The sequence below is a fragment of the Streptomyces sp. NPDC093568 genome (genome assembly GCF_044764945.1).
Lineage (GTDB): Bacteria > Actinomycetota > Actinomycetes > Streptomycetales > Streptomycetaceae > Streptomyces.
The window spans coordinates 98,260-122,187 of record NZ_JBIWJD010000011.1; the positions used below are offsets into that span (position 1 = coordinate 98,260).

The 23,928-nt window shown below is 70.7% G+C and carries 22 protein-coding genes; 12 read left to right on the forward strand and 10 right to left on the reverse strand.

Translation table 11 applies throughout. The features are described 5' to 3' along the window. Positions 1–8 precede the first annotated feature (8 nt). Positions 9–887 carry an LLM class flavin-dependent oxidoreductase gene (locus tag ACIRD7_RS34870; RefSeq protein ID WP_403459820.1) on the forward strand — a complete coding sequence of 293 codons (879 nt, stop codon included), beginning with the start codon at positions 9–11 and terminating at the stop codon, positions 885–887. A 63-nt stretch (positions 888–950) separates the two neighbouring features. Further along, positions 951–1,427: a GNAT family N-acetyltransferase gene (locus ACIRD7_RS34875; RefSeq protein ID WP_403459821.1), complete on the forward strand. Its 477-nt coding sequence runs from the start codon at positions 951–953 to the stop codon at positions 1,425–1,427. On the opposite strand, the gene ACIRD7_RS34880 is transcribed toward ACIRD7_RS34875, so the two are convergent. Further along, positions 1,412–1,909, reverse strand: a complete 498-nt coding sequence (locus ACIRD7_RS34880) for a DinB family protein (RefSeq protein WP_403459822.1) — start codon at positions 1,907–1,909, stop codon at positions 1,412–1,414. The two genes, ACIRD7_RS34875 and ACIRD7_RS34880, sit on opposite strands and share 16 nt — an antisense overlap. Positions 1,910–1,961: 52 nt before the next feature. Here ACIRD7_RS34880 and ACIRD7_RS34885 point away from each other — a divergent pair, with 52 nt between their 5' ends. Then, positions 1,962–2,750 carry a methyltransferase domain-containing protein gene (locus tag ACIRD7_RS34885; protein ID WP_403459823.1) on the forward strand — a complete coding sequence of 263 codons (789 nt, stop codon included), beginning with the start codon at positions 1,962–1,964 and terminating at the stop codon, positions 2,748–2,750. Positions 2,751–2,762: 12 nt separating this feature from the next. Here ACIRD7_RS34885 and ACIRD7_RS34890 read toward each other — a convergent pair whose 3' ends face one another. Further along, positions 2,763–3,926 (reverse strand): winged helix DNA-binding domain-containing protein, encoded by a 1,164-nt coding sequence (locus ACIRD7_RS34890; RefSeq protein WP_403459824.1) that lies wholly within the window; start codon positions 3,924–3,926, stop codon positions 2,763–2,765. Positions 3,927–4,758: 832 nt separating this feature from the next. Between ACIRD7_RS34890 and ACIRD7_RS34895 the strand changes: the two genes are divergently transcribed. The 4 genes from ACIRD7_RS34895 to ACIRD7_RS34910 all read left to right on the forward strand — a co-directional run bounded on the left by ACIRD7_RS34895 (position 4,759) and on the right by ACIRD7_RS34910 (position 9,859). Further along, the gene (locus ACIRD7_RS34895) at positions 4,759–5,532 is read left to right on the forward strand and encodes an isoprenyl transferase (protein ID WP_403459825.1); all 774 of its coding nucleotides are present in this window, start codon (positions 4,759–4,761) and stop codon (positions 5,530–5,532) included. 344 nt (positions 5,533–5,876) lie between these two features. Next, positions 5,877–7,202: a PhoH family protein gene (locus tag ACIRD7_RS34900; protein WP_403459826.1), complete on the forward strand. Its 1,326-nt coding sequence runs from the start codon at positions 5,877–5,879 to the stop codon at positions 7,200–7,202. A gap of 399 nt (positions 7,203–7,601) precedes the next feature. Next, the gene (locus ACIRD7_RS34905) at positions 7,602–8,315 is read left to right on the forward strand and encodes a transglycosylase SLT domain-containing protein (RefSeq protein WP_403459828.1); all 714 of its coding nucleotides are present in this window, start codon (positions 7,602–7,604) and stop codon (positions 8,313–8,315) included. Between the two features lie 137 nt (positions 8,316–8,452). After that, positions 8,453–9,859: an AI-2E family transporter gene (locus ACIRD7_RS34910; RefSeq protein ID WP_403459829.1), complete on the forward strand. Its 1,407-nt coding sequence runs from the start codon at positions 8,453–8,455 to the stop codon at positions 9,857–9,859. Positions 9,860–9,883: 24 nt separating this feature from the next. Here the strand turns inward: ACIRD7_RS34910 and ACIRD7_RS34915 are convergent, their stop codons facing one another. Together ACIRD7_RS34915 and ACIRD7_RS34920 are read right to left on the reverse strand one after the other, a co-directional pair. Further along, entirely contained in the window at positions 9,884–10,423 is a 540-nt protein-coding gene (locus ACIRD7_RS34915) for an alkyl hydroperoxide reductase (RefSeq protein WP_403459830.1), read from the reverse strand. 4 nt (positions 10,424–10,427) lie between these two features. Next, positions 10,428–10,982: a peroxiredoxin gene (locus ACIRD7_RS34920; protein WP_403459832.1), complete on the reverse strand. Its 555-nt coding sequence runs from the start codon at positions 10,980–10,982 to the stop codon at positions 10,428–10,430. 135 nt (positions 10,983–11,117) lie between these two features. On the opposite strand from ACIRD7_RS34920, the gene ACIRD7_RS34925 reads away from it, so the two are divergent. From ACIRD7_RS34925 to ACIRD7_RS34940, 4 genes are all read left to right on the forward strand, one after another. Beyond that, positions 11,118–12,065, forward strand: coding sequence for a LysR substrate-binding domain-containing protein (locus ACIRD7_RS34925; protein ID WP_403459833.1), 948 nt, complete (start codon positions 11,118–11,120; stop codon positions 12,063–12,065). A 154-nt stretch (positions 12,066–12,219) separates the two neighbouring features. Then, on the forward strand, positions 12,220–13,056 hold the full coding sequence (locus ACIRD7_RS34930; protein WP_403459835.1) for a MarR family transcriptional regulator: 837 nt from the start codon (positions 12,220–12,222) through the stop codon (positions 13,054–13,056). 52 nt (positions 13,057–13,108) lie between these two features. Further along, positions 13,109–13,495 (forward strand): roadblock/LC7 domain-containing protein, encoded by a 387-nt coding sequence (locus ACIRD7_RS34935; RefSeq protein WP_403459836.1) that lies wholly within the window; start codon positions 13,109–13,111, stop codon positions 13,493–13,495. 4 nt (positions 13,496–13,499) lie between these two features. Next, entirely contained in the window at positions 13,500–13,928 is a 429-nt protein-coding gene (locus ACIRD7_RS34940) for a hypothetical protein (protein WP_126901583.1), read from the forward strand. 59 nt (positions 13,929–13,987) lie between these two features. Here the strand turns inward: ACIRD7_RS34940 and ACIRD7_RS34945 are convergent, their stop codons facing one another. From ACIRD7_RS34945 to ACIRD7_RS34965, 5 genes are all read right to left on the reverse strand, one after another. Beyond that, positions 13,988–16,321, reverse strand: a complete 2,334-nt coding sequence (locus ACIRD7_RS34945; RefSeq protein WP_403459837.1) for an ABC transporter permease — start codon at positions 16,319–16,321, stop codon at positions 13,988–13,990. Further along, positions 16,318–17,007 (reverse strand): ABC transporter ATP-binding protein, encoded by a 690-nt coding sequence (locus ACIRD7_RS34950; protein ID WP_403459838.1) that lies wholly within the window; start codon positions 17,005–17,007, stop codon positions 16,318–16,320. The genes ACIRD7_RS34945 and ACIRD7_RS34950 overlap by 4 nt, the downstream gene beginning before the upstream one ends. Continuing rightward, complete coding sequence (locus ACIRD7_RS34955) at positions 17,004–17,528, reverse strand: PadR family transcriptional regulator (RefSeq protein WP_403459840.1); 525 nt, start codon at positions 17,526–17,528, stop codon at positions 17,004–17,006. Before ACIRD7_RS34955 ends, ACIRD7_RS34950 begins: the two co-directional genes overlap by 4 nt. Positions 17,529–17,633: 105 nt before the next feature. Then, positions 17,634–17,879, reverse strand: coding sequence for a hypothetical protein (locus ACIRD7_RS34960; protein WP_403459841.1), 246 nt, complete (start codon positions 17,877–17,879; stop codon positions 17,634–17,636). Then, positions 17,876–18,829, reverse strand: coding sequence for an SPFH domain-containing protein (locus ACIRD7_RS34965; RefSeq protein WP_403459843.1), 954 nt, complete (start codon positions 18,827–18,829; stop codon positions 17,876–17,878). Before ACIRD7_RS34965 ends, ACIRD7_RS34960 begins: the two co-directional genes overlap by 4 nt. 278 nt (positions 18,830–19,107) lie before the next feature. Between ACIRD7_RS34965 and ACIRD7_RS34970 the strand changes: the two genes are divergently transcribed. Further along, positions 19,108–21,510 carry a transglycosylase domain-containing protein gene (locus ACIRD7_RS34970; protein ID WP_403459845.1) on the forward strand — a complete coding sequence of 801 codons (2,403 nt, stop codon included), beginning with the start codon at positions 19,108–19,110 and terminating at the stop codon, positions 21,508–21,510. A 112-nt stretch (positions 21,511–21,622) separates the two neighbouring features. Here the strand turns inward: ACIRD7_RS34970 and ACIRD7_RS34975 are convergent, their stop codons facing one another. Next, a complete protein-coding gene (locus ACIRD7_RS34975; protein ID WP_403459846.1) occupies positions 21,623–23,764 on the reverse strand; it encodes a SpoIIE family protein phosphatase in 2,142 nt (713 codons plus the stop codon). Positions 23,765–23,928: the final 164 nt, after the last annotated feature.

Sequence of the window (23,928 nt, forward strand, 5' to 3'; positions counted from 1 at the left end):
AAGGCCCCATGACCGGACTCGGCGCAGTATTCCGTCCCCAGCTCGCCCCTGAACGACTCCGCTCCGTCGCCCGGCTCGCCGACCAGGCGGGTCTGGAAGAGCTCTGGCTCTGGGAGGACTGCTTCCGGGAGGGAGGCATCTCCACGGCGGCGGCCGCCCTCGCCTGGACCGAGCGGGTCAAGGTCGGCATCGGGCTGCTGCCCGTGCCGTTGCGGAACGTCGCGATCACCGCCATGGAGGCCGCCTCCCTGTACCGGATGTTCCCGGGGCGGCCGATCCTCGCCCTGGGGCACGGGGTGCAGGACTGGATGGGGCAGGTCGGCGCGCGGGCCGAGTCGCCGGTGACGCTGCTGCGCGAGCACCTCCTCGCGCTGCGCGCCCTGCTCGCCGGTGAACGCGTCACCACCGAGGGGCGGTACGTCAGGCTCGACGACGTCGCCCTGGACTGGCCGCCCGCCGAACCGGTGCCGGTCATCGCCGGGGCCACCGGGCCCCGTTCGCTGCGGCTGGCCGGCGAGGCCGCCGACGGAACGCTGCTCACCGCCTCGACACCGCCGGAGGGCGTGCGCCGGGCGCGGCGGCTCATCGACGAGGGACGTCAGGCGGCGGGCCGCTCCGGCGCCGAGCCGCATCGGGTCGTCGTCTATCTCCTCGCCGCCACCGGCCCCGACGCCGCCGCCCGGCTCCAGGCCGAACTGGAGGCCGAGGGCGTCGCGTCCGTGCCCGACCTCGGTGTCGCCGGGGACGCGGGGGCCGTCGCCAAGGCCGTGCAGCGGCTCGCGGACGCCGGTGCGGACACCGTGGTGGTGCAGCCGACGGGGGACGAGCCCGACCCGGAGGGGTTCGTGCGGTTCGTGGCCGAGGAAGTGCGGCCGCTGGTCCCGTAGCGGGGGCAGTGCGCGGGCCCGGTCCGGGCCGCGTTGTCAGTGGCTCCTGCCAGACTCCGGGGCATGAGCGATGACAGTGCGGACGTACGCATCCGGGATGTTCTGGACTGCGACCTGGAGGCGTTCCTCGCCTTCGAGCACGACTCGGAGGCCGTCCGGCGGTCGAGGTTCACGCCCCGGCCGCGGGACGCCTTCCTGAAGCACTGGCGGACAAGCGTGCTCGGCGACGAGACCTGCCTCGTGCAGACCGTCCTGGCCGGCGGAGAGGTGGCCGGCAACGTCGTCTCCTGGTGGGAGGGCGAGCGCCGCTTCCTGGGCTACTGGCTCGGACGGCCGTACTGGGGCCGGGGCGTCGGCACCCGGGCCCTCGCCCTCTTCCTCGACCTGGAGCGCACCCGCCCGCTGTACGCCGACCCCTTCCACGCCAACACCGCGTCCGTACGGCTCCTCGAACGCCACGGCTTCGAGCGCGCCGGCACCGTCCGCCACGGCGAGGACGAGCACGTCCTGCTCGTGCTCTCCCCTCAGCCCGGCCGGTGAGCCCCCATCGCCCCGTCGATCAGCTCCCGCACGATGTCCATGTGGCCCGCGTGCCGTGCCGTCTCCTCGATCATGTGGACGAGCACCCAGCGCAGGGACACCTGTCCGTCCCGCCAGGCCGGCTGAGCGAGGTCCGTCAGCTCGCGCTCGGCGATCACGCGGTCGGCCGCGGCGCGCGCACGGCCGTAGAAGGCGATGATCTCCTCGGTCGTCTCGCCCTGGTCGGCCCGCATGTCCTGGTCGGTGTAGGGGTCGAACCACAGCGGCTCCACCTCGCCGCCGAAGGTCGACACGAACCAGCCGTACTCCACCGAGCCGAGGTGCTTGACCAGGCCCAGCAGGCTGGTGCCCGACGGGGTCAGCGGGCGGCGCAGCGCTTCGTCGTCCAGCCCCTCCAGCTTCCACAGCACCGCGTCCCGATGGCGGTTCAGGCTCTCCCGGAGCGTTTCCTTCTCACCGGCCGTGTACGTCGAGTTCGTCATGGCGCCGAAAATTAGCAGCGGGCACTGACAACGCCCTGGGATCATGATCCGCATGGGACAGGACAGCAGGTCGTTCGAGGCACTGGTCGCCGAAGGTGCCGCGGTCCCCACGGAGGGCTGGGACTTCTCCTGGTTCGAGGGGAGGGCCACGGAGGCGCGGCCGTCATGGGGCTACGCGACGTCGCTCGCCGAGCGGCTCTCCCGCGCCACCGCCGCCCTCGACATCCAGACCGGGGGAGGCGAGGTGCTCGGCTTCGCCCTGCGCCGCGCCGCCCCGAAAGTGCCGCCGCTCACCGTCGCCACCGAGGGCTGGCCGCCGAACGTCGCCAAGGCCACCGCCGTCCTGCGGCCGCACGGCGTCGCCGTCGTGGCCGCGCCCGAGGACGCCCCGCTGCCCTTCGCCGACGGCACCTTCGACCTGGTCGGCAGCCGGCACCCGGTCCGCCCGCACTGGGCCGAGATCGCCCGTGTCCTGGAGCCGGGCGGCACCTACTTCGCCCAGCACGTCGGGCCGCACAGCGTCTTCGAGCTCGTCGAGTACTTCCTCGGCCCCCAGCCCGAGGAGGTCCGCGGCGGCCGCCACCCCGACCGCGAAGGCGCCGACGCCGAGGCCGCCGGCCTGGAGATCGTCGACCTGCGCGCCGAGGCGCTGCGCATGGAGTTCCACGACATCGCCGCCGTCGTCCACTTCCTGCGCAAGGTCGTCTGGATGGTCCCCGGCTTCACCGTCGAGGCCTACGAGCCCCAGCTGCGCGCGCTGCACGAACGGATCGAGTCCGAGGGCCCCTTCGTCGCGCACAGCACCCGCCACCTCTTCGAGGCCCGCAGGCCCGGGGCCTGAGCCCGCGTCACCTCATGCGTGCGGGCCGACCGTCACCGGCCCGAGCACCAACTCCGCCTTCGCCTCCAGTACTTCCCCCACCCGCTCGGCCCGCGCGGCCAGCTCCCGCTCCAGCCGCGCGCCCGGCCGCCGTCCCAGCAACTCCACGGTCACCGTCGTACGACGGCCCTGGCGCCGCTGATGCCAGACCCCGGCCACCCGCCCGTCCACCAGCACCACCGGAAAGTTCCCGGCCTGTCCGCCCGCCAGCGCCCGCCGATACGCCTCCCCGGGGAACAGCGACTCCCGCGGCTGGGCGGCGATGGCGTACGCGTCGAAGTACGGCAGCAACCGCACTCCCCGCACCGGCCCGCCGGGGAACTCCGTGTCCCCGGCCACCACCCAGGCCGCCGCCCCCTCGAAATCGACCTCCTCGATCTCCCCGGCCGCCGCCAGCTCAGTGAACAGCGAGGCCGCCCAACCCGCGGGCGCCGCGAGCCACTTGGCGAAGTGCGGTGGCGTGGCGGGACCGTAGGCGAGCAAATAGCGGCGCACCAGCTCACGCAGGGCCGTCTCCCCCGGGATCGGGTCGAAGGACGGCGGGCGGGTGTAGGTCACCTTCCGGCCCCGGTTCGGGCCGAAGCACAGGGCGCCCGCCTGGCCGGCCCGGTGTAGGACCTGCCGCCAGCGGGGCCACAGATCCTGAAAGGCCGGCATGACCAGGTCGCCGGCCCACGAGCCGGTGCGGGCCACGACCTCCTCGCCCAGCTCCTCCACCGTCAGGAACACCCCGTCCAGGGCGTCCCCGATCGCCGCCACGATCTGCTCCGCCTGCTCAGGCGTCACCCGGACCTCCGGCGCGAAGGCGTTGCGGCCGGTCGGGACCGCGGTCAGCGCACCGCACCACAGGGGCAGTTCGGCGGCGGGCAGCAGATGCACGGTTCCGCGCGGGCCGAACGTCTTCACCAGCGACCGGTCCTCCCACAGCGCGGCCCGGACATCCGCCCGGGTCGCCCCCTCGGCACGTACCCCCACCGACACCTCGGCCGCGGACAGCACCTGCGCGTGCGCGCCCAGCATCGCCCCGACCACCCCGGCGACCGGGGTGCCCGCCCCGGCCGGACGGCTCAGGAACTGCCGCTCCAGCCGTCGCGCACTCGCCTCGTCCCAGGTGACCGTCCGGTTCGTCGTCGTCATACGGCGACCGTAGACGGGAAATAGGTCAAGAACTGTCCGCTGCCTCACGCGCTGCGAGCCCCTCGCTGCAAACCGTGCATCCGTGCGCGAACGCCCCCGGCCTCCTGCGCATCAAAGGAACCCCAACCTTTTCCACATTGTTACGACGGCCGACTCGCTTTCCCTTGGGCGCTCACGTAAGTTCAGACCAAGGTAATTCGCGTAAGCAAAGCTGCGCGGCGGCACCGCGCGGCGGAGGGGGCTGCGCGGTGCCGTGCCGTGAATCGGAGCCCTGCTGGACGCGCGTCGCCCCGAAACCGCTTGCGTCCCGCGAGGTCCCGCACCTCGTCAAGCGCACGTTCGCGGTCGGGGTCACCCGGGGGAGGGATGCGCGGACAAGTCGCCAGGCAGACCCCAAGAGCCGCCAAACCCTCCGGATCCGGCCCTATCTCACGCGTTTCCCCTGGGAATCCACCCCTGGCGCGCCATGAATCCGCCACGAAAGAGCCGTTTCGCGGCCACCGCCCCGTCGCCGAGCGATTTCGGAGAGTAGTTGTGGCACGCCGATGCACGCAGCATCACTTACGAAGGGTTATGGTGGAAACCCCCCCTCGGGCCGGTCCGTCTCCCCCCCACGGACCGGCCCGTTTTTTGTGCTCGCATCGATGCGTCTCCCGTGCGCCGGTGACTGTCCTCACTCCAGGGGTGCGGGGAACCGCGCGACCGGCCCCGACCGACCGGCAGCCGCCCATGCTCCCCCAGCCACCCCCCACCCGACGCGCACGGCCCAAGCCCCGCAGGGGTAGGCTGCGGCCCGCGGGGACCGCATCTGTACGGAGGGGCTGACGAACACGTGAACCTGCGCGACAAGCTGCGCGGCCTGCTGGTCAGGTTGTACGCACGCCGGGTGGAGGGCCACCTGGACCACGCTCAGGTGCCCAAGCACATCGGCGTCATCATGGACGGCAACCGGCGCTGGGCGAAGGCCGCGGGTTCCACCACCGTGCACGGTCACCGGGCGGGTGCCGAGAAGATCGAGGAGTTCCTCGGCTGGTGCACCGAGACCGACGTCGAGGTCGTCACCCTCTGGCTGCTGTCGACCGACAACTTCGACCGGCCCCAGGACGAGCTCGGCCCGCTCCTCGGGATCATCGAGGACGTCGTGCGGACCCTCGCCGCGGACGGCCGCTGGCGCGTGCACCACGTCGGCACCCCCGACCTGCTGCCCTCTCCGATGCAGACCGCGCTGAAGGAAGCCGAGGAGACCACCGCCCACATCGACGGGATACTGGTCAACGTCGCCATTGGCTACGGCGGTCGGCAGGAGATCGCCGACGCCGTGCGCTCGATGATCGTCGACGCCCACGACAAGGGCACCTCGATGGAGGATCTCGCCGACTCCGTCAGCGTCGACCTGATCGGCCGCCACCTCTACACCGGCGACCAGCCCGACCCGGACCTCGTGATCCGCACCAGCGGTGAGCAGCGGCTGTCCGGATTCATGCTGTGGCAGACGGCCCACTCGGAGTACTACTTCTGCGAGGTCTTCTGGCCGGCCTTCCGCAAGGTGGACTTCCTGCGGGCCCTGCGCGACTACGCGGCCCGGCACCGGCGCTACGGCGGCTGAGTCCTTTCCGGCGCCCTCGCCGCCGTATACGAGCGTGAGGAAACCACCCCTCTCCGGGACGGAAGTAACAAGGAGTTCACCAGCGCGCCGTCATATGCGCTGGCATGGCACCGCATGTTCGAGGGCATAAGGCAAGCAGGTCGACACCCGAACCACGGGTGTCGTATCTCAGCGGGCGGCGCCGGAGCCGTCCGCCCGGGAGGCCCTTTGCACCAGCCCCACCGTGCGGTCACGGCACGGAAGAAGACGCGGGGGGCCGGTTTTCGGCCCGTGCACAGCGGCCGACGACCGGTCCAGCCCCACTCCGTCGCTCCCCGACCTCATCCGAGGGGGTACGTCCTTCCGTGGTGACCAGCACAAAGCGCCACAAGCCCGACCGGCGCACCTACGTTCTCGACACCAGCGTCCTGCTGGCCGACCCGAACGCCCTGAACCGCTTCGACGAGCACGAGGTCGTGCTCCCCATCGTCGTGGTGACGGAACTGGAGGCCAAGCGGCACCATCCCGAACTCGGCTACTTCGCCCGGCAGGCACTGCGTCTGCTCGACGACTACCGGGTGAAGCATGGCCGTCTCGACGCCCCCATTCCGATCGGGGACCTCGGCGGCACCGTCCGTGTCGAGCTCAATCACTCGGACCCCAGCGTTCTGCCGACGGGCTACCGCCTGGGGGACAACGACTCCCGCATCCTCGCGGTCGCCCGCAACCTGCAGGCCGAGGGGCTCGACGTCACCGTCGTGTCGAAGGACCTCCCGCTCAGGATCAAGGCCTCGTCCGTCGGTCTCCTCGCCGAGGAGTACCGCGCCGAGCTCGCCATCACGGACTCCTCCGGCTGGACCGGAATGTCCGAACTGACCCTGCCGGGCGAGCAGGTGGACATCCTCTTCGAGGAGGGGCACGTCTACGTCCCCGAGGCCGCGGGCATGCCCGTGCACACCGGACTGACGATCCACTCCGAGCGCGGCAACGCGCTGGGCCGGATCACGCCCGAGGGCAACGTCCGTCTGGTGCGCGGCGATCGGGAGGCGTTCGGTATCAAGGGGCGCAGTGCCGAGCAGCGGATCGCGCTCGACCTGCTCCTCGACCCGGACGTCGGGATCGTGTCCATGGGCGGCCGGGCCGGCACCGGCAAGTCGGCGCTGGCGCTGTGCGCCGGCCTGGAAGCGGTCCTGGAGCGCCGCCAGCACCAGAAGGTGATGGTCTTCCGGCCGCTGTACGCGGTGGGCGGGCAGGAGCTCGGCTATCTGCCCGGCAGCGAGGCCGAGAAGATGAGCCCCTGGGCGCAGGCGGTCTTCGACACCCTGTCCGCGGTCACCAGCCGCGAGGTCATCGAAGAGGTCACCGCGCGCGGGATGCTCGAAGTCCTGCCCCTCACCCACATCCGCGGCCGCTCGCTGCACGACGCGTTCGTGATCGTGGACGAGGCGCAGTCGCTGGAGCGGAACGTCCTGCTGACCGTTCTGTCCCGAATCGGTGCGAATTCAAGGGTCGTTCTGACCCATGACGTGGCCCAGCGGGACAATCTGCGGGTCGGGCGCTACGACGGTGTCGTCGCCGTCGTGGAGAAGCTGAAGGGGCATCCGCTCTTCGCCCATGTCACGCTGACGCGGTCCGAGAGGTCCCAGATCGCGGCGCTTGTGACCGAAATGCTGGAGGACGGGCAGATCTGACCCAAGTGCTCAACTTGCGGTAGCTACTCGTTGGTTGGCGCCGTTCGGAAAGGCAGTGAGCCTATCCGGGCGGCGCCTTGGCGTGTGTGGCTTTCCGTAAAACCCCTGGCACAAACGAGGTGTGAGCTTTCACACGCAACACAGAATTGCCTTGCGGCGTCCGGGTGCGGCAGAGTCTCACTCCTGTCAGGCCCCGCATACGACACACCCGTACCCCCAGCGGTCCGGAACCACAGCAGCACCACACCAACTGCATAGCGCCGTCGTATGCCGCCCGAGTCACCACGCGGTGCTCCCTGTCCGGGAGTTGCCCATCGGGTCCGTGCCTCCCGTGACCCCGCAGTTGGGAGGCCAGAGCCAGGGGCACGATTGCGTCCGCCAGGGTCACCGAAGCGGACGATGCTGGAAGGAAACCGTGTGAGTCCGATTTCGGTCAGGGGATTCGCAGTGGCCTCTGCCACCGCGGTCACCGCTGTCGGAAGCGTCGTCGGCGTTGCCTCGGGCAGCACCGCGCAGAACAACGACGCCGAGGCGACGGCTGCCGATTCGACGCTCCTCGCGGACATACCCGCGGGCCAGCAGGCCCAGGTGCAGTTCGAGTCCATGTCGGCACAGGCCGATGTCCAGGCCATCGCCGCGGACGCGAGCGCCAAGAAGGACGCTGAGGAGGCGGCCCGCAAGGCTGCCGCCCAGAGCGCGATCGAGAAGAAGGAAGCCGCCGAGAAGGCCGAGAAGGCGGCGCAGGAAGCCAAGGAGCGCGAAGAGGCCGAGGCGAAGGCCTCCCGGTCCTCCGCTGCCGACTTCCCCGTGCAGAGCTCGTACACCGTCGCGCAGATCCAGGCGATGGCGCGGTCGATGGTGCCGAGCGACCAGTTCCAGTGCTTCAGCAACATCGTGGACCACGAGTCCGACTGGAACTACCAGGCGGTCAACCCCTCGTCGGGCGCCTACGGACTTTTCCAGGCCCTGCCGGGTTCCAAGATGTCGTCCGTCGGCTCGGACTGGCAGACGAACCCGGCCACCCAGATCAAGTGGGGCCTGAACTACATGAACGAGCGCTACGACAGCCCCTGCGGCGCCTGGAGCTTCTGGCAGGCGAACAACTGGTACTGAGCCCGCGCTCAACCCCGCACAGCCCCTCACCGTCCTTCGGTGAGGGGCTTTCGCGCTTCTCCGGGCGGGGCCATGTACGGTCGGACCGAACGACTCCGGGGGGAGTGGTGGGAACAGGCGGGGGAAAGGGACGGATCATGTCGCGAGTGCCAGGGTGGCTCGGCCGGCTCGGTGCCGGGCTTTCCGAGATGAGCGAGCGGTTGGACGAGCGCCGCGCCGCGGTGGAACGGGAGGGCGCCGACTACCGGCCTGAGCGGCCGTCAACCACCGCCACCGCCGTCGCGCCCGACGTCGCGCCCGCCGACACCCCGCCGCCCGCCGGCCACGTCCCGCGGCCCCCCGACTACGCCCCCACGGCCCCGCCGCCCCGCCCCGACCCGGCCCAGGTCGTGCCCTGGGGCGTACGGGTCGCGGCCGAGGCGGGCTGGCGACTGCTGGTGCTCGCCGGCACCCTCTGGGTGCTGATGCGGGTCATCAGCGCCGTCCAACTCGTGGTGCTGGCCTTCGTCATCGCCCTGCTCCTCACCGCGCTGATGCAGCCCTCGGTGGCCTGGCTGACCCGGCGCGGCGTGCCGCGCGGACCGGCCACCGCGCTGACCGCCATCCTCGGGTTCGTCGTCATCGGGCTGCTGGGCTGGTTCGTGACCTGGCAGGTCATGGAGAACATCGACAACCTCTCCGACCAGGTCCAGGACGGCATCGACGAGCTGCGCAACTGGCTGCTCAACAGCCCCTTCCACGTCACCGACAAGCAGATCAACGAGATCGCCGAGAACCTCCGGGACGCGGTCGGCGCCAACACCGACGAGATCACCTCGGCCGGCCTCGAAGGCGTCACGGTCATCGTCGAGGCGCTCACCGGCATCCTGCTCGCGGCCTTCTCGACGCTCTTCCTGCTCTACGACGGCAAGCGGATCTGGCAGTGGACCCTGAAGCTGGTCCCGGCCGCGGCCCGGCCGGGCGTGGCGGGCGCCGGCCCCCGTGCCTGGGCGACGCTGACGGCGTATGTGCGCGGCACGGTTCTCGTCGCCCTGATCGACGCCGTCTTCATCGGCATCGGCATCTACTTCCTCGATGTGCCGATGGCCGTCCCGCTGGCCGTCTTCATCTTCCTCTTCTCCTTCATCCCGCTGGTCGGTGCGGTGGCCTCCGGCGCGCTGGCCGTGGTCGTGGCGCTGGTGACGCAGGGCATCTTCACCGCGGTGATGACCCTCGCGGTCGTCCTCGCCGTCCAGCAGATCGAGGGCCACGTCCTCCAGCCGTTCATCCTGGGGCGCGCGGTCCGCGTCCACCCGCTGGCCGTCGTGCTGTCGGTGGCGGCGGGCGGCATGGTCGCGGGGATCGGCGGCGCGGTGGTGGCGGTGCCGCTGGTGGCGGTGACGAACACGATCGTGGGGTATCTGCGGTCGTATTCGCAGCAGACGTTGCTGAGCCGACCAGCCCGTCCGGCGCTTGAGGACGAGGCCGTTCAGGCCGAAGCGGGGTCCGGGGGCGCAGCCCCCGGGGACGGCGGCCACGCAAAGGACCCCGCCCACGAGCAGTGAGCGGGGTCCCTGGAGTAACCGTGTCTACTCGACGTCGGCCAGCACAGCCTCGGCTTCCAAGGCGGAGCCCACGGCCTGGATCACCGACGCGATCTTGAAGGCCTCCTGGACCACCTCACGGTCGACCCCGGCCTTGCGCAGCACCTGCTCGTGCGAGTCCAGGCACAGGCCGCAGCCGTTGATGGCGGACACCGCGAACGACCACAGCTCGAAGTCGACCTTGTCGACGCCGGGGTTGCCGATGACGTTCATCCGCAGGCCCGCGCGCAGGTTGCCGTACTCGTGGTCGGACAGCAGGTGCCGGGTGCGGTAGAAGACGTTGTTCATCGCCATCACCGCGGCCGCGGACTTCGCCGCGGTGTACGCCTCCGGCGACAGGTTCGCCTTCGCCTCCGGCGCCAGCTCGCGCAGCACGATCGGGGAGCGCGCGGCGATCGCGGTCGCGAGCACCGTCCCCCACAGCTGCTGCGCGGGGAGGTCCGAATTGCCGATGACCGAGCCCAGGTTGAGCTTCAGGTCCTTGGCGTAGTCCGGTATGCGGGACTTCAGGGAGTCGAGGGACATGGGGTCACTCTCCCGCGAGCAGCTTGACCGGGTCCAGGGTGTCCTCGCCCTTGGTCCAGTTGCACGGGCAGAGCTCGTCCGTCTGGAGGGCGTCGAGGACCCGCAGGACCTCCTTGGGGTTACGGCCGACGGAGCCGGCGGTCACCATCGAGAACTGGATCTCGTTGTTCTGGTCGACGATGAAGACGGCACGCTTGGCGAAGCCGTCCTCGCCCTCGATGCCGAGGTCGCGCATCAGCTCGTGCTTGGAGTCGGCCATCATCGGGAACGGCAGGTCGCGCAGGTCGTCGTGGTCCTTGCGCCAGGCGTGGTGGACGAACTCCGAGTCACCGGAGAAGCCGAGGACCTGGGCGTCGCGGTCGGCGAACTCCTCGTTCAGCTTGCCGAAGGCCGCGATCTCGGTCGGGCAGACGAAGGTGAAGTCCTTCGGCCAGGCGAAGACGATCTTCCACTTGCCCTCGTAGGTCTTGTGGTCGATCGTCTCGAACTCCTTGCCCTTCTCCAGCGAGACGCAGGCGGTCAGTTCGAACTCGGGGAACTTGTCACCGACAGTGAGCACACGCTCTCCTTGCAGCGAAGAGACACCCGTTCGGTACAGGTGTCTCCCTTGGGTTGGACCTTACCGATCCTGACACAGGCTGCATTGATACGGGAAATAGCTACACTCGGTCGGGTTGATCGGAAGGATCTATCAGTGACCGTGAGTAAGAGGAGGCAGCCGAGCCTCGCCCAGCTGCGGGCCTTCGCCGCCGTCGCCGAGCACCTCCATTTCCGGGACGCGGCCGCCGCGATCGGCATGAGCCAGCCCGCCCTGTCCGGTGCCGTCTCCGCCCTGGAGGAGTCACTCGGAGTGACCTTGCTGGAACGCACCACTCGCAAGGTGCTGCTCTCACCGGCCGGCGAGCGGCTGGCCGTACGGGCGAAGGCGGTGCTCGCGGAGGTCGGGGCGCTCATGGAGGAAGCCGAGGCGGTCCGGGCTCCGTTCACCGGTGCCCTGCGCCTCGGCGTCATCCCCACCGTCGCGCCCTACCTCCTGCCGACGGTCCTGCGGCTCACCCACGACCGGTATCCGCACCTCGACCTCCAGGTGCACGAGGAGCAGACCGCGAGCCTGGTCGACGGCCTCACCACGGGCCGCCTGGACCTGTTGCTGCTGGCCGTCCCGCTCGGGGTGCCCGGCATCGCCGAACTCCCGCTCTTCGACGAGGACTTCGTGCTCGTCACCCCGCTGGAGCACCGGCTCGGCGGCCGCGAGGGCATCGCGCGCGAGGCGCTGAAGGAGCTGAACCTGCTGCTCCTGGACGAGGGGCACTGCCTGCGCGACCAGGCGCTCGACATCTGCCGGGAAGCGGGTCGCGAGGACGCTCCGGTGACCACCACGGCCGCCGGGCTGTCCACGCTCGTGCAGCTCGTCGCGGGCGGACTCGGCTGCACTCTGCTGCCGCGGACCGCCCTCAAGGTGGAGACCACCCGCAGCAGCCGGCTGCTCACCGGGTACTTCGCCGAACCTGCCCCCACCCGCCGGATCGCCCTCGCGATGCGGGCGGGAGCGGCACGGGGAGCGGAGTACGAGGAGCTGGCGGCTGCCCTGCGAGAGGCGCTTCGGCCGTTGCCGGTATCGGTGTGCCAGTCGGTCAAATGAGCGCCGAACACACTTCTTTGAGTCGCGCGGAAACTCAACTTCCGTCAACTAGCGACAGGTCGGATATCCCCCTCCGGAATATGCGCGCGGACTGATACACATTCCCCCCTCAGCGCTATGCGTCAGGCGTGTGTGCGAAACGACGAGGGGTGTGATGTCGGGCTACGAACACCTGGCACGGGCCCTGGCTGCCTGCGCGCGTGACGGCTTCACCGGAGAGCTCAGGGTCAGCGGAACGCCGGGCGGCACCTTCCACCTCGGCGACGGCCGGGTGGTCGCCGCCGAGTCACCCGGCGCACCGGGACCCGAGGCGCTGCTGCTGCGCTCCGGCCGGGTCAGCGGCGAGCAGTGGGCCGAACTGATGTGGGAGTCCGGGGGCTCGCGCTGGCCGGCGACCGCCCTCATCGCACGCGGGTACGCGGGGGCCGCGCAGCTCCGGGTCGTGTGCGCGATGGCGCTGCACGACGCCGTGTTCGCCATCGCCGCAGGCCGGGTCGACGACTGCGAACGCGTCCCCACCACCGAGCCGTTCGCGCAGGTCCCCCTGGGGGAACCGCCGCTCGGTCTGCTCCAGGGGGCGGCCCGCAGACTCACCGCGCTCACCGAGCTCCCGCACCCCGTCCACCCCGACCGCGAGCGGCCCGTGCCCGCACCCGCGCCCGCCGGCACGGACACCCCGCTCACCGTCCTGCGGCGCGAGCTGCTCGCCCACGCCGACGGCCGCCGTACCGCCCGGGACCTCGCCTTCCGGATCGGGCGGGGCGTCTACGCCGTGACGGTCGAGGTCGCGCGGATGCTCGGCGACGGACTGCTGGTCTGCGCCCAGACACCCGCACCGATCCCCGTCCGCCCCTTTCCGGACGGCCACGCGCTGCGCCCGAAGGAACCGGCGCCCGTCGAGCCGTCGCCGCACCCGCCTTCGACCCCGACCGCTCTGCCCCGCCGAAAACCCGGCAGCTTCTTCCGCCTGCGGAACGGAATTACGAGATGAGTCCGAAATGAAGCAGCCGATCAGATGTGAAAGAAATAGGAGAGTCGCGTACATGGATCACAAGGCCCTGGCACTGGAAATGCGTGGCCTGCGCGAACAGGTCACCGGGATCACCGACACCGCGGTCGCCGCCGCCGACGGCCTCCTCATCGCCGCGGACACCGCCGACACCATCGACCCGGAGGGCCTCGCCGCCCTCGCCGCGGCCGGTCTCGGTCTCGCCAGGCGCACCGCCGACGCCACTGCCCGCGGTGCCCTGCGCCGGACGGTCACGTACGGCAGCCATGGCTGCGCCGCCTTCTACGCCGTCGGCGACACGGCCCTGATGGTCGTGCTCGGCGACGAGGGCATGGACGTGGACCACCTGAACCGGGCGACGCAGTCCGCTCTGCGCCGCATCGATCTGATCCTCACCGACAAGGCACCAGAGGGAGTTTGAAGGGATGGCGACGAAGCGCATGACCTCAGGTTTCTCCGACCAGGTGATGAGCCTGGTCAAGCACCTTCGCACCGACGCCCCGGACTGCGTGGCCTCCGGCGTGGTCGACATGTCCACCGGGATGCTGCTTTCGTACGAGACCGTCGAGAACCATCCGCCGGAGGTCCTGGACCTGCTGGCGGGCGCGACGCTCGACCTGTTCCAGGGGCGCACGGTCGTGATGATCGAGGACGTCTTCAAGGAGCGCCGCGGCATCAGCAGCGACAACCACTTCTTCCAGGAGATCCTGGTCAACAGTGAGAACCTCACACACCTGTTCGTGCGTCTGACCGAGCAGCAGGACGTGGTGGCCGTCGTCGTCTGCCGCAAGTCGGTCAACGTCGGCATGCTGTTCGCCCAGGTCCGGCGGGTCGTACGGGAGTACAGCCTCTGAACGCGAAGGCGGTGGGGTCCCCGCAGGAGCCCCACCGCCCGAGCCGTGCGCCGTCCGTCCTACTCGGTGCGCAGTCCGTCCGGCCGCATCAGCCGCAGCAGCGGTGGCAGGCTGAGGACCGTCACCACGAGGACGACGCCGGCGCCGATGCCGGTCATCGACAGCAGGCTCGCCCAGTCCACGCTCACCTGGGCCTCGACCATCCTCAGCAGCACCGCACCGAGCGTCAGTCCGACCACCGACGCCAGCAGCAGCCCGAGCGCGATCGGGATCGCCGTCTGCCACAGCACCGACAGGCTCAGCGTGCGGCGCCGGGTGCCGAAGGCGACCAGGGACGACAACAGCTTCTTGCGCTCGCGCAGCTGCTCCAGCTGGGAGACCAGCAGGCTGGCGCCGATCAGCAGCAGGACGCAGGTCGCGCCGACGAACAGGCCGTTGCGGATGGCGCGGAACTCCTCGGTCTGCCGGCTGGCGGCCAGGGCGTTCACGCTCGTCAGCGGGTCGATCCGCGCGGCGGTGTTGCGGGCGAACTCGGCGGCGTCCGGCACCGACGTGTCCAGCGAGAGGTACACCGTCTCGAACATGGCGGCTCCCGTGCCCTCGGGCAGTGCGCCCGGGGTGAACAGCAGCCCGCCGCGCTCGTAACCGGTCGGATCCTCACGCGGCCCCGCCACCTTGATGCCGGCCGGCACCTTCCAGGACACCGTGTGGCTCGGCGAACCGGGGTAGGCAGGGTCGAAGTACAGGGTCTCGCCCGGCTCGGTGAGCTTCTTCGTCTCGCCGTCGTACTCGCTGCCGAGGATCCTGAACATGTCGCCGTCCCGGCAGGACGTCAGACGCGCCACCTCGCGCAACTCGGCGCAGCCCGCGACGGTCGCCTCCACCGTGTTGTCGGGCTCCTTGGCCCGGTCGCCGAGCGAACCCTCGGCGAGGGCCGTCGCGTGGCGTACGCCCTCCGTGCGCGCCAGCTGCCCGGCGAGCTCGCCCAGCGCGACGTCGTCCCGCACATGCATCGTCAGCTGGGCCCGGGTCGGGTCGTTGCCCGTGTCCTCGGTGTAGTCGGACTCCACCCCGGCGAACAGCATCTGCAGGGCGATCGCCCCGGCCACCGCGACCGCGATGCCGTTGACCATGCGGGCAGCCGTGCCGCTGCTCAACTGGAGTCGGCGAACAGCCAGTTGCCAGGAGACCGAGCCCGAGTTCAGCCGGGCCACCACGGCCTCGACGAGCCACGGCAGCAGCGCGGTGACGCCGACCAGCAGCAGTACGGTGCCGCCGATCACCATCCACTCGTTGAAGTTCCCGTTGGCGTTGCCCTGACCCATCATCGGGTACAGCAGCGCGAGGCCGGCCAGCGGCAGCAGCAGCCGCCACCACAGCCGACGGCGCGGGGGCTTCGCCGTACGGACGACGCCGAGCGGCTCGATGACGACCCCGCGCAGCGCGAACAGCGTCACCAGCACGGCCGCGGCCGGTACGGCGACGGCGACCAGCGCGGCGAGCGCGGGCGACGGATTGAGGTCGCTCGGGAACACGCTGATGTTGCGCACCTTCAGCAGGGACGCCAGCTGACGCCCCGCCAGGAAGAACGCGGTGCCGAGGACGAGCCCGAGCAGCGCCCCGGCGAGTGCCTCGCCGGCCGCGACCCGGCGCGCCATCCTGCCGTCCGCGCCGACCAGCCTGAGGGCGGCGAGCCGGCGGTCTCGGCGCTCGCCGCCGAAGCGCACGGCGGCGGCGATGAACACGCCGACCGGCAGCAGCAGCACCACAAAGATGATCATGACGAGCAGGATCAGGATCGGGTCCAGCTCGTCGTCCGGCGTCCCCGACGAGGGCCCGAAGTAGTCGATGCGCTCGATGGAACCGTTGCTCAGATGGTTCGCCAGCCCCGAGCCGCCCGCGTAGTAGGCGAGTTCGGCGGGCCCGATGAGTCCGGTCTGCTGGATGGTGCCGGTGATCCGATAGGGGAGGCGTTCGCGCAGCAGCTTGCCCGAGTCGGACTCCAGCAGGCGCTTCAGCGCGGGCGAGGCGACCATCTCACCCTTGGCCGGGAACTCCTCGACACCCGGCGGCAGCGGCGCCCGCGAGCCCTCGGGCTCCAGCAGGCGGCCCCGTACGTCCTCGCTGCGGAACGTCGTGTCGACATCCGCGATGAGCAACGTGTCGTCCGCCTTGCGCAGCGGCTGCGCGCCGTACGTGAAGTCGTCCCGGGCGCTGCCGCGGTGGTCGCGCTCGGTCAGCGCGCTCGGCACGGCGGTCGTGAGCAGCAGCAGCGCCACCCCGAGCCCGACCCCGACGGCGGTCAGCAGGGCACGGACCCACCCCTCGCGTCCGCCGGCGAAGGCGAACCGGACCCCCAGGGCCAGATCTCTGCTCCACTGGCCCACGCTCATACGACCCGCTCCATGTCCCGGGACTTGCCGTCGCGGACGACGATCTCGCGGTCGGAGTAGGCGGCGACCCGGGCCTCGTGCGTGACGAGGACGACGGCTGCGTTGGTGGAGCGGGCGGCGTCCGTCAGCAGGTCCATCACGCGTTCGCCGTTGAGGGAGTCGAGTGCGCCGGTGGGTTCGTCGGCGAACAGGACGCGCGGGCTGGTGACCAGCGCGCGGGCGACGGCGACGCGCTGGCCCTGGCCGCCGGAGACCTCGCCGGGGCGCTTCTTGCGCAGGTCGTCGACCTCCAGGCGCTGCATCCAGGTGAGGGCGGTGCGCTCGGCCTCCTTGCGGGAGGTGCCGTTCAGGCGCAGTGGGAGGGCGACGTTCTCGACGCAGGTGAGTTCGGGTACGAGCTGGCCGAACTGGAAGACGAAGCCGAACTCCGAGCGGCGCAGGGCGCTGCGCTGGGCGTCGCTCATGGTGGCGAGCTCGCGGCCGTTGTAGGTGATGGATCCGGAGTCGGGCGGCACGATGCCGGCGAGGCAGTGCAGCAGCGTGGACTTGCCGGAGCCGGAGGGGCCCATGACGGCGACGACCTCGCCGGGGTGGATGGAGAACTCGGCGCCGTCGAGGGCGAGAGTCGGGCCGTAGGCCTTGCGCAGGTCGTGCGCGGCGAGCAGGGATCCGGGAGGCGCGCTCACTTGGCCACCACCTCGGCCAGCTTGTCGAGTCGGGCGGCGGTCAGTTCCAGCCAGCGCAGGTCGGCCTCGAGGTGGAAGAGGGCGTGGTCGCAGATGAGCTGGTCGGCCAGGTCGCCCTTGCGTTTGCGGTCGGTGAGGATGCGCATGCTGCGCAGGTGCTCGGAGCGCTGGGTGTCGAGGATGTCGGCCGCGTCGCGCCCGGTGAGCAGGGCGAGGACGACCTTGGTGTAGAGGGTCGACTGGAGGTACGGCTCCGGCTTCTCCGGCGTCGCGAGCCACCGCTGTACGTCGGTGATGCCGGCGTCGGTGATGGCGTAGCGCTTGCGCTCAGGCCCGCCGCCGGCCTCGATGCCGTCGACCTCGACCAGGCCGTTCTTCAGCAGCCGGGACATCGTCGAGTAGACCTGGCCGTAGTGCAGCGGCCGGTCGTGACCGAACTTCTCGTCGAAGGCCCGCTTGAGGTCGTAACCGTGGCGGGGGCCCGACTCCAGGAGCCCTAGAAGGGTGTGACCGATGGACATGACGAGGACACTACACGGGGTGTATACGCACCATGTATACGCGGAGTGTGTAGATCATGGCGGTCGGTGTGAAGGCCCAGGTGGGGGGCCATTGTCACGGTTCTGCTACTGGGATTCGGGTGGGTTCACCGGCGGGCGTCCCCGGCGGGCGATCGGCTTTGCCTCGCCGGGCAGCCGGCCCGCCTCCGCGAGGGCGCGCCGCAGCAGGAACTCGATCTGGGCGTTGGCGGAGCGCAGTTCGTCCCCGGCCCAGCGCGCCAGCGCCTCGTACACGGCCGGGTCGAGCCGCAGCAGCACCTGCTTGCGCTGCGGCCGACCCTGGGGGGCCGAGCCCCCGGAAGGATCCGTCACTGGTAGAGCGTCCCGGTGTTGAGGACCGGCTGCGGGGCCCGGTCGCCGCACAGCACCACCATCAGGTTGGACACCATCGCCGCCTTGCGCTCCTCGTCCAGTTCCACGATGTCCCGCTCGGAGATCCGGGCGAGCGCCGCCTCGACCATGCCGACCGCTCCGTCGACGATCTGCCGGCGGGCCGCGACGACCGCGCCGGCCTGCTGCCGCTGGAGCATCGCGGAGGCGATCTCGGGAGCGTACGCGAGATGCGTGAAGCGCGACTCGATGATCTGGACGCCGGCCGCCTCCACGCGCGCGTGCAGTTCGAAGGCGAGCTTCTCGGTGATTTCCTCGGCGTTCCCGCGCAGCGACAGGCCGGCCTCGTCATGGGCGTCGTACGGGTACTCGATGGCGATGTGCCGCACCGCCGCCTCCGTCTGCGTGGCCACGAACTCCAGGTAGTTGTCCACCTCGAAGGACGCCTGCGCGGTGTCCTCGACCTTCCACACCACGACCGCGGCGAGCTCGATCGGGTTGCCGTAGGCGTCGTTGACCTTCAGTACGGCCGTCTCGTGGTTGCGGACGCGGGTCGAGATCTTCGTGCGGGACGTGAAGGGGTTCACCCAGCGCAGTCCGTCCTCGCGGATCGTCCCCCGGTACCGCCCGAAGAGCTGGACGACCCGGGCCTCACCCGGCGCGACCATGTTCAGCCCGCACATGGCGAGGACGGCGGCGATCGCGACCACGATGCCGAGCACTATCAGGGTCGCCTGGCCGCCGGCGCCGGAGACCGTGCCGCCGGCGGCGATCAGCCCCGCGCCGAGCAGCAGGCCGACCAGGCCCAGCAGCAGGGCGAGCCCGCCGCCGATGCTGTGTGCCGTGAACTCCCGCACACGCGGGGCGGGCATCTCGGGTACGTCGGCGGTGGCGGCCGTCGCGTCGTTCTCGTCGTGCTTGTCGTTCGGCATGGGTGGTCCCCCCGTTTCCAACGGAAGCCGCTGCGGCTTCCTCATATCTCTGGTCTATCTCTGGTTTAGCTAAGTGATATCACTTTACCCCGTGCGAGCAACCTTATACACCCCTGAGTCGTCGGTTCCGGTGGGACAGGTGCTGATTGTCACGTCCGCAAAAGACCGGATCGACCGACGTTTGTCACAACTTCCGGTGTTAGCTTTCTGAGCTGACCTGAGCGGCGAACCTGTGTGGCAGCAGCGCACACAAGAACGAAGCGGAGCGGAACGGACCCATGGGACGAGCGGAAGAGAGACGAGCACGGCAGCGCGGTGGCCGCCGCGCGGCGCCCCGGCGTTCGTCCGGGACGCCGTCGAACACGGGGGCGGGCGAGTCGACCACCGTCATCGGCACGCCGTCGACCGCGGCCGGCGGCCGGGCCGCGGCCCGCCGGGCGGCCAGGTCCTCGGGCAAGGGCGCTGACGGCAAGGGCCGAATACGCCGGCTGTTCACCTGGAAGAAGATCCTCGGCACGTTCCTCGGCTTCTGCCTGCTCGCCATCGGTGCCTTCATCGCGCTGTACCTCGCGGTGGACGTGCCCACCGACAACGCCGCCGCCCAGGCCGCGCAGCGCCAGAGCAACGTCTACAAGTACAGCGACGGCACCACGACCCTGGCCCGCGACGGCGAGGTCAACCGCGAGATCGTCGACCTGGCCAAGGTGCCCAAGAAGGTCCAGTACACCTTCGTCGCCGCCGAGAACAAGAGCTTCTACGACGACAACGGCATCGACCTGAAGGGCACCGCCCGCGGTGTGCTCAACACCCTGATGGGCAAGGGCGCGCAGGGCGGTTCCACGATCACCCAGCAGTACGTCAAGAACTACTACCTGAGCCAGGAACAGACGGTCAGCCGCAAGCTCAAGGAGATGGTCATCTCCCTGAAGGTCGACCGCCAGATGACCAAGGACGACATCCTCGCCGGCTACATCAACACCAGCTACTACGGCCGCGGCGCCTACGGCATCCAGGCCGCCGCCCAGGCCTACTACCGCATCGACGCCGAGAAGCTCACCGTCGAACAGGGCGCCTATCTCGCCGCGTTGCTCCAGGCACCGAGCCAGTACGACTGGCAGGCCGCGTCCGAAACCGGCAAGAGGCTGGTCACCAACCGCTGGAACTACGTCCTGGACAACATGGTCGAGGAGGGCTGGCTGGACCCGGCCGAGCGCCGGGCCATGACGAAGCTCCCGGAGCCGAAGGAGCCCAAGCCCACCGCCGGCCTGGAGGGCCAGAAGGGCTATCTGATCGAGCTCGCCAACCGCCAGCTCGAGGACCAGCTGATGAAGGAGCAGGGCCTCACCCGCTCCCAGGCCGAGTCCGCCGTCGTCGACCAGGGCTGGACCATCACCCTGAACATCGACAAGAAGAAGCAGGACCAGCTGGAGAAGGCCGTCAAGGCGCAGCTGACCAGCAAGCTGGACGCGAAGAAGCGCAAGGTGGACGCGGACGTCCAGGCCGGCGCGGTCTCCGTCGACCCCAAGACGGGGAAGATCGTCGCCCTGTACGGCGGCGTCGACTACTTCAAGCACTACACGAGCAACGCGACCCGCACCGACTACCAGCCCGCCTCCACGTTCAAGCCGGTGATCCTGGCCGCCGCCCTGGAGGAGGCCGCCGAGACCCGCTCCGGCAAGCCGATCACCGCGAACACCATCTACGACGGCACGAGCAAGCGGCCCGTCCTGGACGCGAACGGCAACAAGGTCGGCTTCGCGCCCGAGAACGAGGACGACCAGAACTACGGCGACATCACCGTCCAGACGGCGATGAACAAGTCCGTCAACTCCGTCTTCGCGCAGATGGGCGTGGACGTCGGCATGAAGAACGTCATGGACGTGGCCGGCAAGCTCGGCATGGACACCGAGAAGGAAGAGGCCGTCCCGGCGCAGACCCTGGGCACCATGGGCGCCAGTCCGCTGCAGATGGCCGGGGTGTACGCCACCCTCGACAACCACGGCAAGAAGGTCACGCCCGGCATCCTCAAGAAGGCCGAGCACAACAGCCGTACGGTCGCCATCCCCGACCCGATCGGCGAGCAGGTCATCAGCCCTGAGGCCGCCGACACGGTGACCTCGGTCCTGACCGGCGTGGTCGACGACGGTACGGCCCGGAAGGCCGTGGCGAACAACCCCAAGCGCGACGGCCAGAAGGTCGCCGGCAAGACGGGTACCTCCGACGACAACAAGTCGGCCTGGTTCACCGGCTACACGCCCGACCTGGTCACCTCCGTGGGCCTGTTCGGCGAGGACGACAAGACCCACGCCCAGACCAAGATGTACGGCGCGGGCGGCTTCGACCGCGTCAACGGCGGTGGCTTCCCGGCGCAGATCTGGGCGGCGTACATGTTCGGCGTGACGGACCCGGACGCCAGGTTCGACCTCGACACCGACCAGGGCGCGGCCGTCCAGCCGACGTGGACCCCGACCCCGACCGAGGAGCCGACGACCGAGGAGCCCACCGAGGAGCCGACGACGAAGGAGCCGACGGAGACCCCGACGACGGAGGAGCCCACCGAGGAGCCGACGACGGAGGAGCCGACCGAGGAGCCGACGACGGAGGAACCGACGGACGAGCCGACCTCCACGCCGACGGACGACATCACCCTGGATCCGGTCCGACCCGGAAACGAACAGTAGGGCGGCGCCCCTTCGGGGGCGCGAGGCTGTGTTGAATACGCGGCTCCGCCGCGGGGGCGCGACCAGCCACGAAGCCCCCGCGGCCGGCGACGCGCAGGTCCCTGAACGGCGCTCAGCCGCGATTCAACTCGAACCAGACGACCTTGCCGGTACTCAACCGAGTCGCCCCCCACCGCCGAGCCAGCCGGTTGACGAGATACAGCCCCCGCCCACCCTCATCCGTGGCCCGGGCCTGCCGCAGCCGCGGCAACTGCGGCACATCGTCACCGACCTCGCACCGCAGCACATCGGTCCGCAACAACCGCAGCGTCACCGGCCGCGAGGCATACCGCACCGCGTTGGTGACGACCTCGCTGACCAGCAGCTCGACCGAGTCGCTCAGTTCCTCCAGGCCCCAGCGGGCCAGCGCACGCCGCGCGAGCCGCCGGGCCCGGCCCGGCGCCGCGTCCTCCGGCTCCAGGAACCAGTACGCCACGTCGCTCGGCGCGATCCCGTCGAAGCGGGCGGCGAGCAGCGCGATGTCGTCGTCCCGGTCGCCCGGGCCGAGCATGTCCAGCACCTCGTCGCACAGGGCTTCCAGGGGCGGCGGATGATCCGGGCCGGTGAGCTGCGCGGTGGCGGCGAGCTTCTCGCGCAGCTGCTCTATGCCCGTCCACACGTCCCGCAGGCGGGACTCGACCAGGCCGTCGGTGTAGAGGAGCAGGGTCGCTCCGGCCGGCGCGTCCAGTTCGACCGCTTCGAAGTCGACGCCGCCGACGCCGATGGGCGCGCCCGCAGGCACCCGGAGCACCTCGGCCCGGCCCCCCAGGTGCAGCAGGACGGGCGGCGGATGGCCCGCGTTGGCGATGGTGATGCGGTGCGAGACCGGGTCGTAGACCGCGTACAGGCAGGTCGCCATGCGGTCGGTGCCCAGCCGCTGGGCCTGCTCGTCGAGGTGGTGCAGGACCTCCTGCGGGGGCAGGTCGAGGCCGGCGAGGGTCTGGGCCGTCGTGCGCAGCTGGCCCATGATCGCCGCCGAGGTCATGGAGTGACCCATGACGTCACCGACGACCAGCGCCACCCGGCTGCCCGGCAGCGGGATCGCGTCGTACCAGTCGCCGCCCACCCGGGCCGTCTCGGCCGCCGGGAGGTAGCGGGACGCCAGCCGCACGCCGGTCGGGCGGGGCAGGGTCTCCGGCAGCATGGTGCGCTGGAGCTCGTCGGCGATGTACGCCTCACGGCCGTACAGCACCGCCTTGTCGATGCCGAGCGCGCTGTGCGTGGCGAGCTGGGCGGCGACCAGGAGGTCGTCGGGCTCGAAGGCGAGGCGGTCCGGGCGGCGCAGGAAGACCGCGGCGCCGATCACCCGGCGGCGGCCGCGCAGCGGGGCGAGGATCGCGCGCTGCCCGTCGGGGATGATCAACTCGCCGTCGTCGCCGAGCAGCTCCGGCAGGGCGGCGCGGGCCGCGGGCGCGTCGGCGAAGACGGGACGTACGCCGCGCAGCACCTCGGCGAGGGCACCGCCGGGCCGCACCTCGCACAGCTCGGCCGTGAGGGCGGACAGTTCTGCCAGCTCGGTCGGCTCCGGCTGCTGGGCACCCGTGGGCAGGAAGCCGTTCTCGGTGTCCCGCTCCTCCGGGATGCGGTCGGTGCGGCGCAGCCGCAGTACGACCGGGCCGGTGGGACGCTCGTCGCCGACCGGCAGCGGGTCGCGCAGATAGACGAGGATCGCGTCGGAGAAGGTCGGCACGGTCGCCCGGCACAGCCCCATCACGATCTCGTCCAGGTCGATGCCGCGGGCGATCCGCCGGGTGGCGGCGCCCACGAAGCGCAGCCGGTCACCGTCGCGCCGCATGGGCGTGGGCCGGCCGGGCTGCACACCCTGTCCGGTGCGCCGCTCGGCGGACGACGAGGGCTGCTCGGTGCCGGGCTGCGGCGGGATGGCCTCCGGAACGGGCCGCGGCCGGTGGGTGTCGGGCTCGGCGGCGACGGAGGGCTGGGAGTGCTCGGGGCCGTTGCCGGCGATGACTGGGGGCTCCTTGCTCGGGCCGGACGGTGCGGTGGTGCCCGGCGTGGAAGGGGTCTCTCCGGTGCGCGCCTGCGCGGGTAAGGCGGTGCCGCCACCGCAGGCTCCGCCAGGGGCCCCCGGCGGTGTGGAGTGCGCCGTCGACGGTGTCGAGGTACGCACGAGCGCCCCGCGGGGCTCCGCGGGGTCGACGCCCGTCTCGGGGCGTTCGAAAGAGGTCGGCTGCTCCGTCACGCCTTTCGAATCCATCCGTCCGGGGCTGCGCGCCGCGCGTGCAGTTCGTCCCGCCGAAACTTCGATACCCGGAATACGTGCCCCAGGAACGGAATTCCCGCGTGACCAGAGGCAGTTCCTGTGCCGCCGGTGGAGCGTCTGCTCATCCCGGCGGTGCCCTGGTAACCCTCGCTCACGTC

Coding starts and splice junctions, on each gene's coding strand:
- ACIRD7_RS34910 (WP_403459829.1), top strand. CDS start 8,453: ATGTCGCGAGTGCCAGGGTGGCTCGGCCGGCTCGGTGCCGGGCTTTCC.
- ACIRD7_RS34870 (WP_403459820.1), top strand. CDS start 9: ATGACCGGACTCGGCGCAGTATTCCGTCCCCAGCTCGCCCCTGAACGA.
- ACIRD7_RS34945 (WP_403459837.1), bottom strand. CDS start 16,321: ATGAGCGTGGGCCAGTGGAGCAGAGATCTGGCCCTGGGGGTCCGGTTC.
- ACIRD7_RS34885 (WP_403459823.1), top strand. CDS start 1,962: ATGGGACAGGACAGCAGGTCGTTCGAGGCACTGGTCGCCGAAGGTGCC.
- ACIRD7_RS34975 (WP_403459846.1), bottom strand. CDS start 23,764: ATGGATTCGAAAGGCGTGACGGAGCAGCCGACCTCTTTCGAACGCCCC.
- ACIRD7_RS34890 (WP_403459824.1), bottom strand. CDS start 3,926: ATGACGACGACGAACCGGACGGTCACCTGGGACGAGGCGAGTGCGCGA.
- ACIRD7_RS34965 (WP_403459843.1), bottom strand. CDS start 18,829: ATGCCGAACGACAAGCACGACGAGAACGACGCGACGGCCGCCACCGCC.
- ACIRD7_RS34915 (WP_403459830.1), bottom strand. CDS start 10,423: ATGTCCCTCGACTCCCTGAAGTCCCGCATACCGGACTACGCCAAGGAC.
- ACIRD7_RS34905 (WP_403459828.1), top strand. CDS start 7,602: ATGCTGGAAGGAAACCGTGTGAGTCCGATTTCGGTCAGGGGATTCGCA.
- ACIRD7_RS34875 (WP_403459821.1), top strand. CDS start 951: ATGAGCGATGACAGTGCGGACGTACGCATCCGGGATGTTCTGGACTGC.
- ACIRD7_RS34940 (WP_126901583.1), top strand. CDS start 13,500: ATGGCGACGAAGCGCATGACCTCAGGTTTCTCCGACCAGGTGATGAGC.
- ACIRD7_RS34930 (WP_403459835.1), top strand. CDS start 12,220: ATGTCGGGCTACGAACACCTGGCACGGGCCCTGGCTGCCTGCGCGCGT.
- ACIRD7_RS34880 (WP_403459822.1), bottom strand. CDS start 1,909: ATGACGAACTCGACGTACACGGCCGGTGAGAAGGAAACGCTCCGGGAG.
- ACIRD7_RS34970 (WP_403459845.1), top strand. CDS start 19,108: ATGGGACGAGCGGAAGAGAGACGAGCACGGCAGCGCGGTGGCCGCCGC.
- ACIRD7_RS34935 (WP_403459836.1), top strand. CDS start 13,109: ATGGATCACAAGGCCCTGGCACTGGAAATGCGTGGCCTGCGCGAACAG.
- ACIRD7_RS34955 (WP_403459840.1), bottom strand. CDS start 17,528: ATGTCCATCGGTCACACCCTTCTAGGGCTCCTGGAGTCGGGCCCCCGC.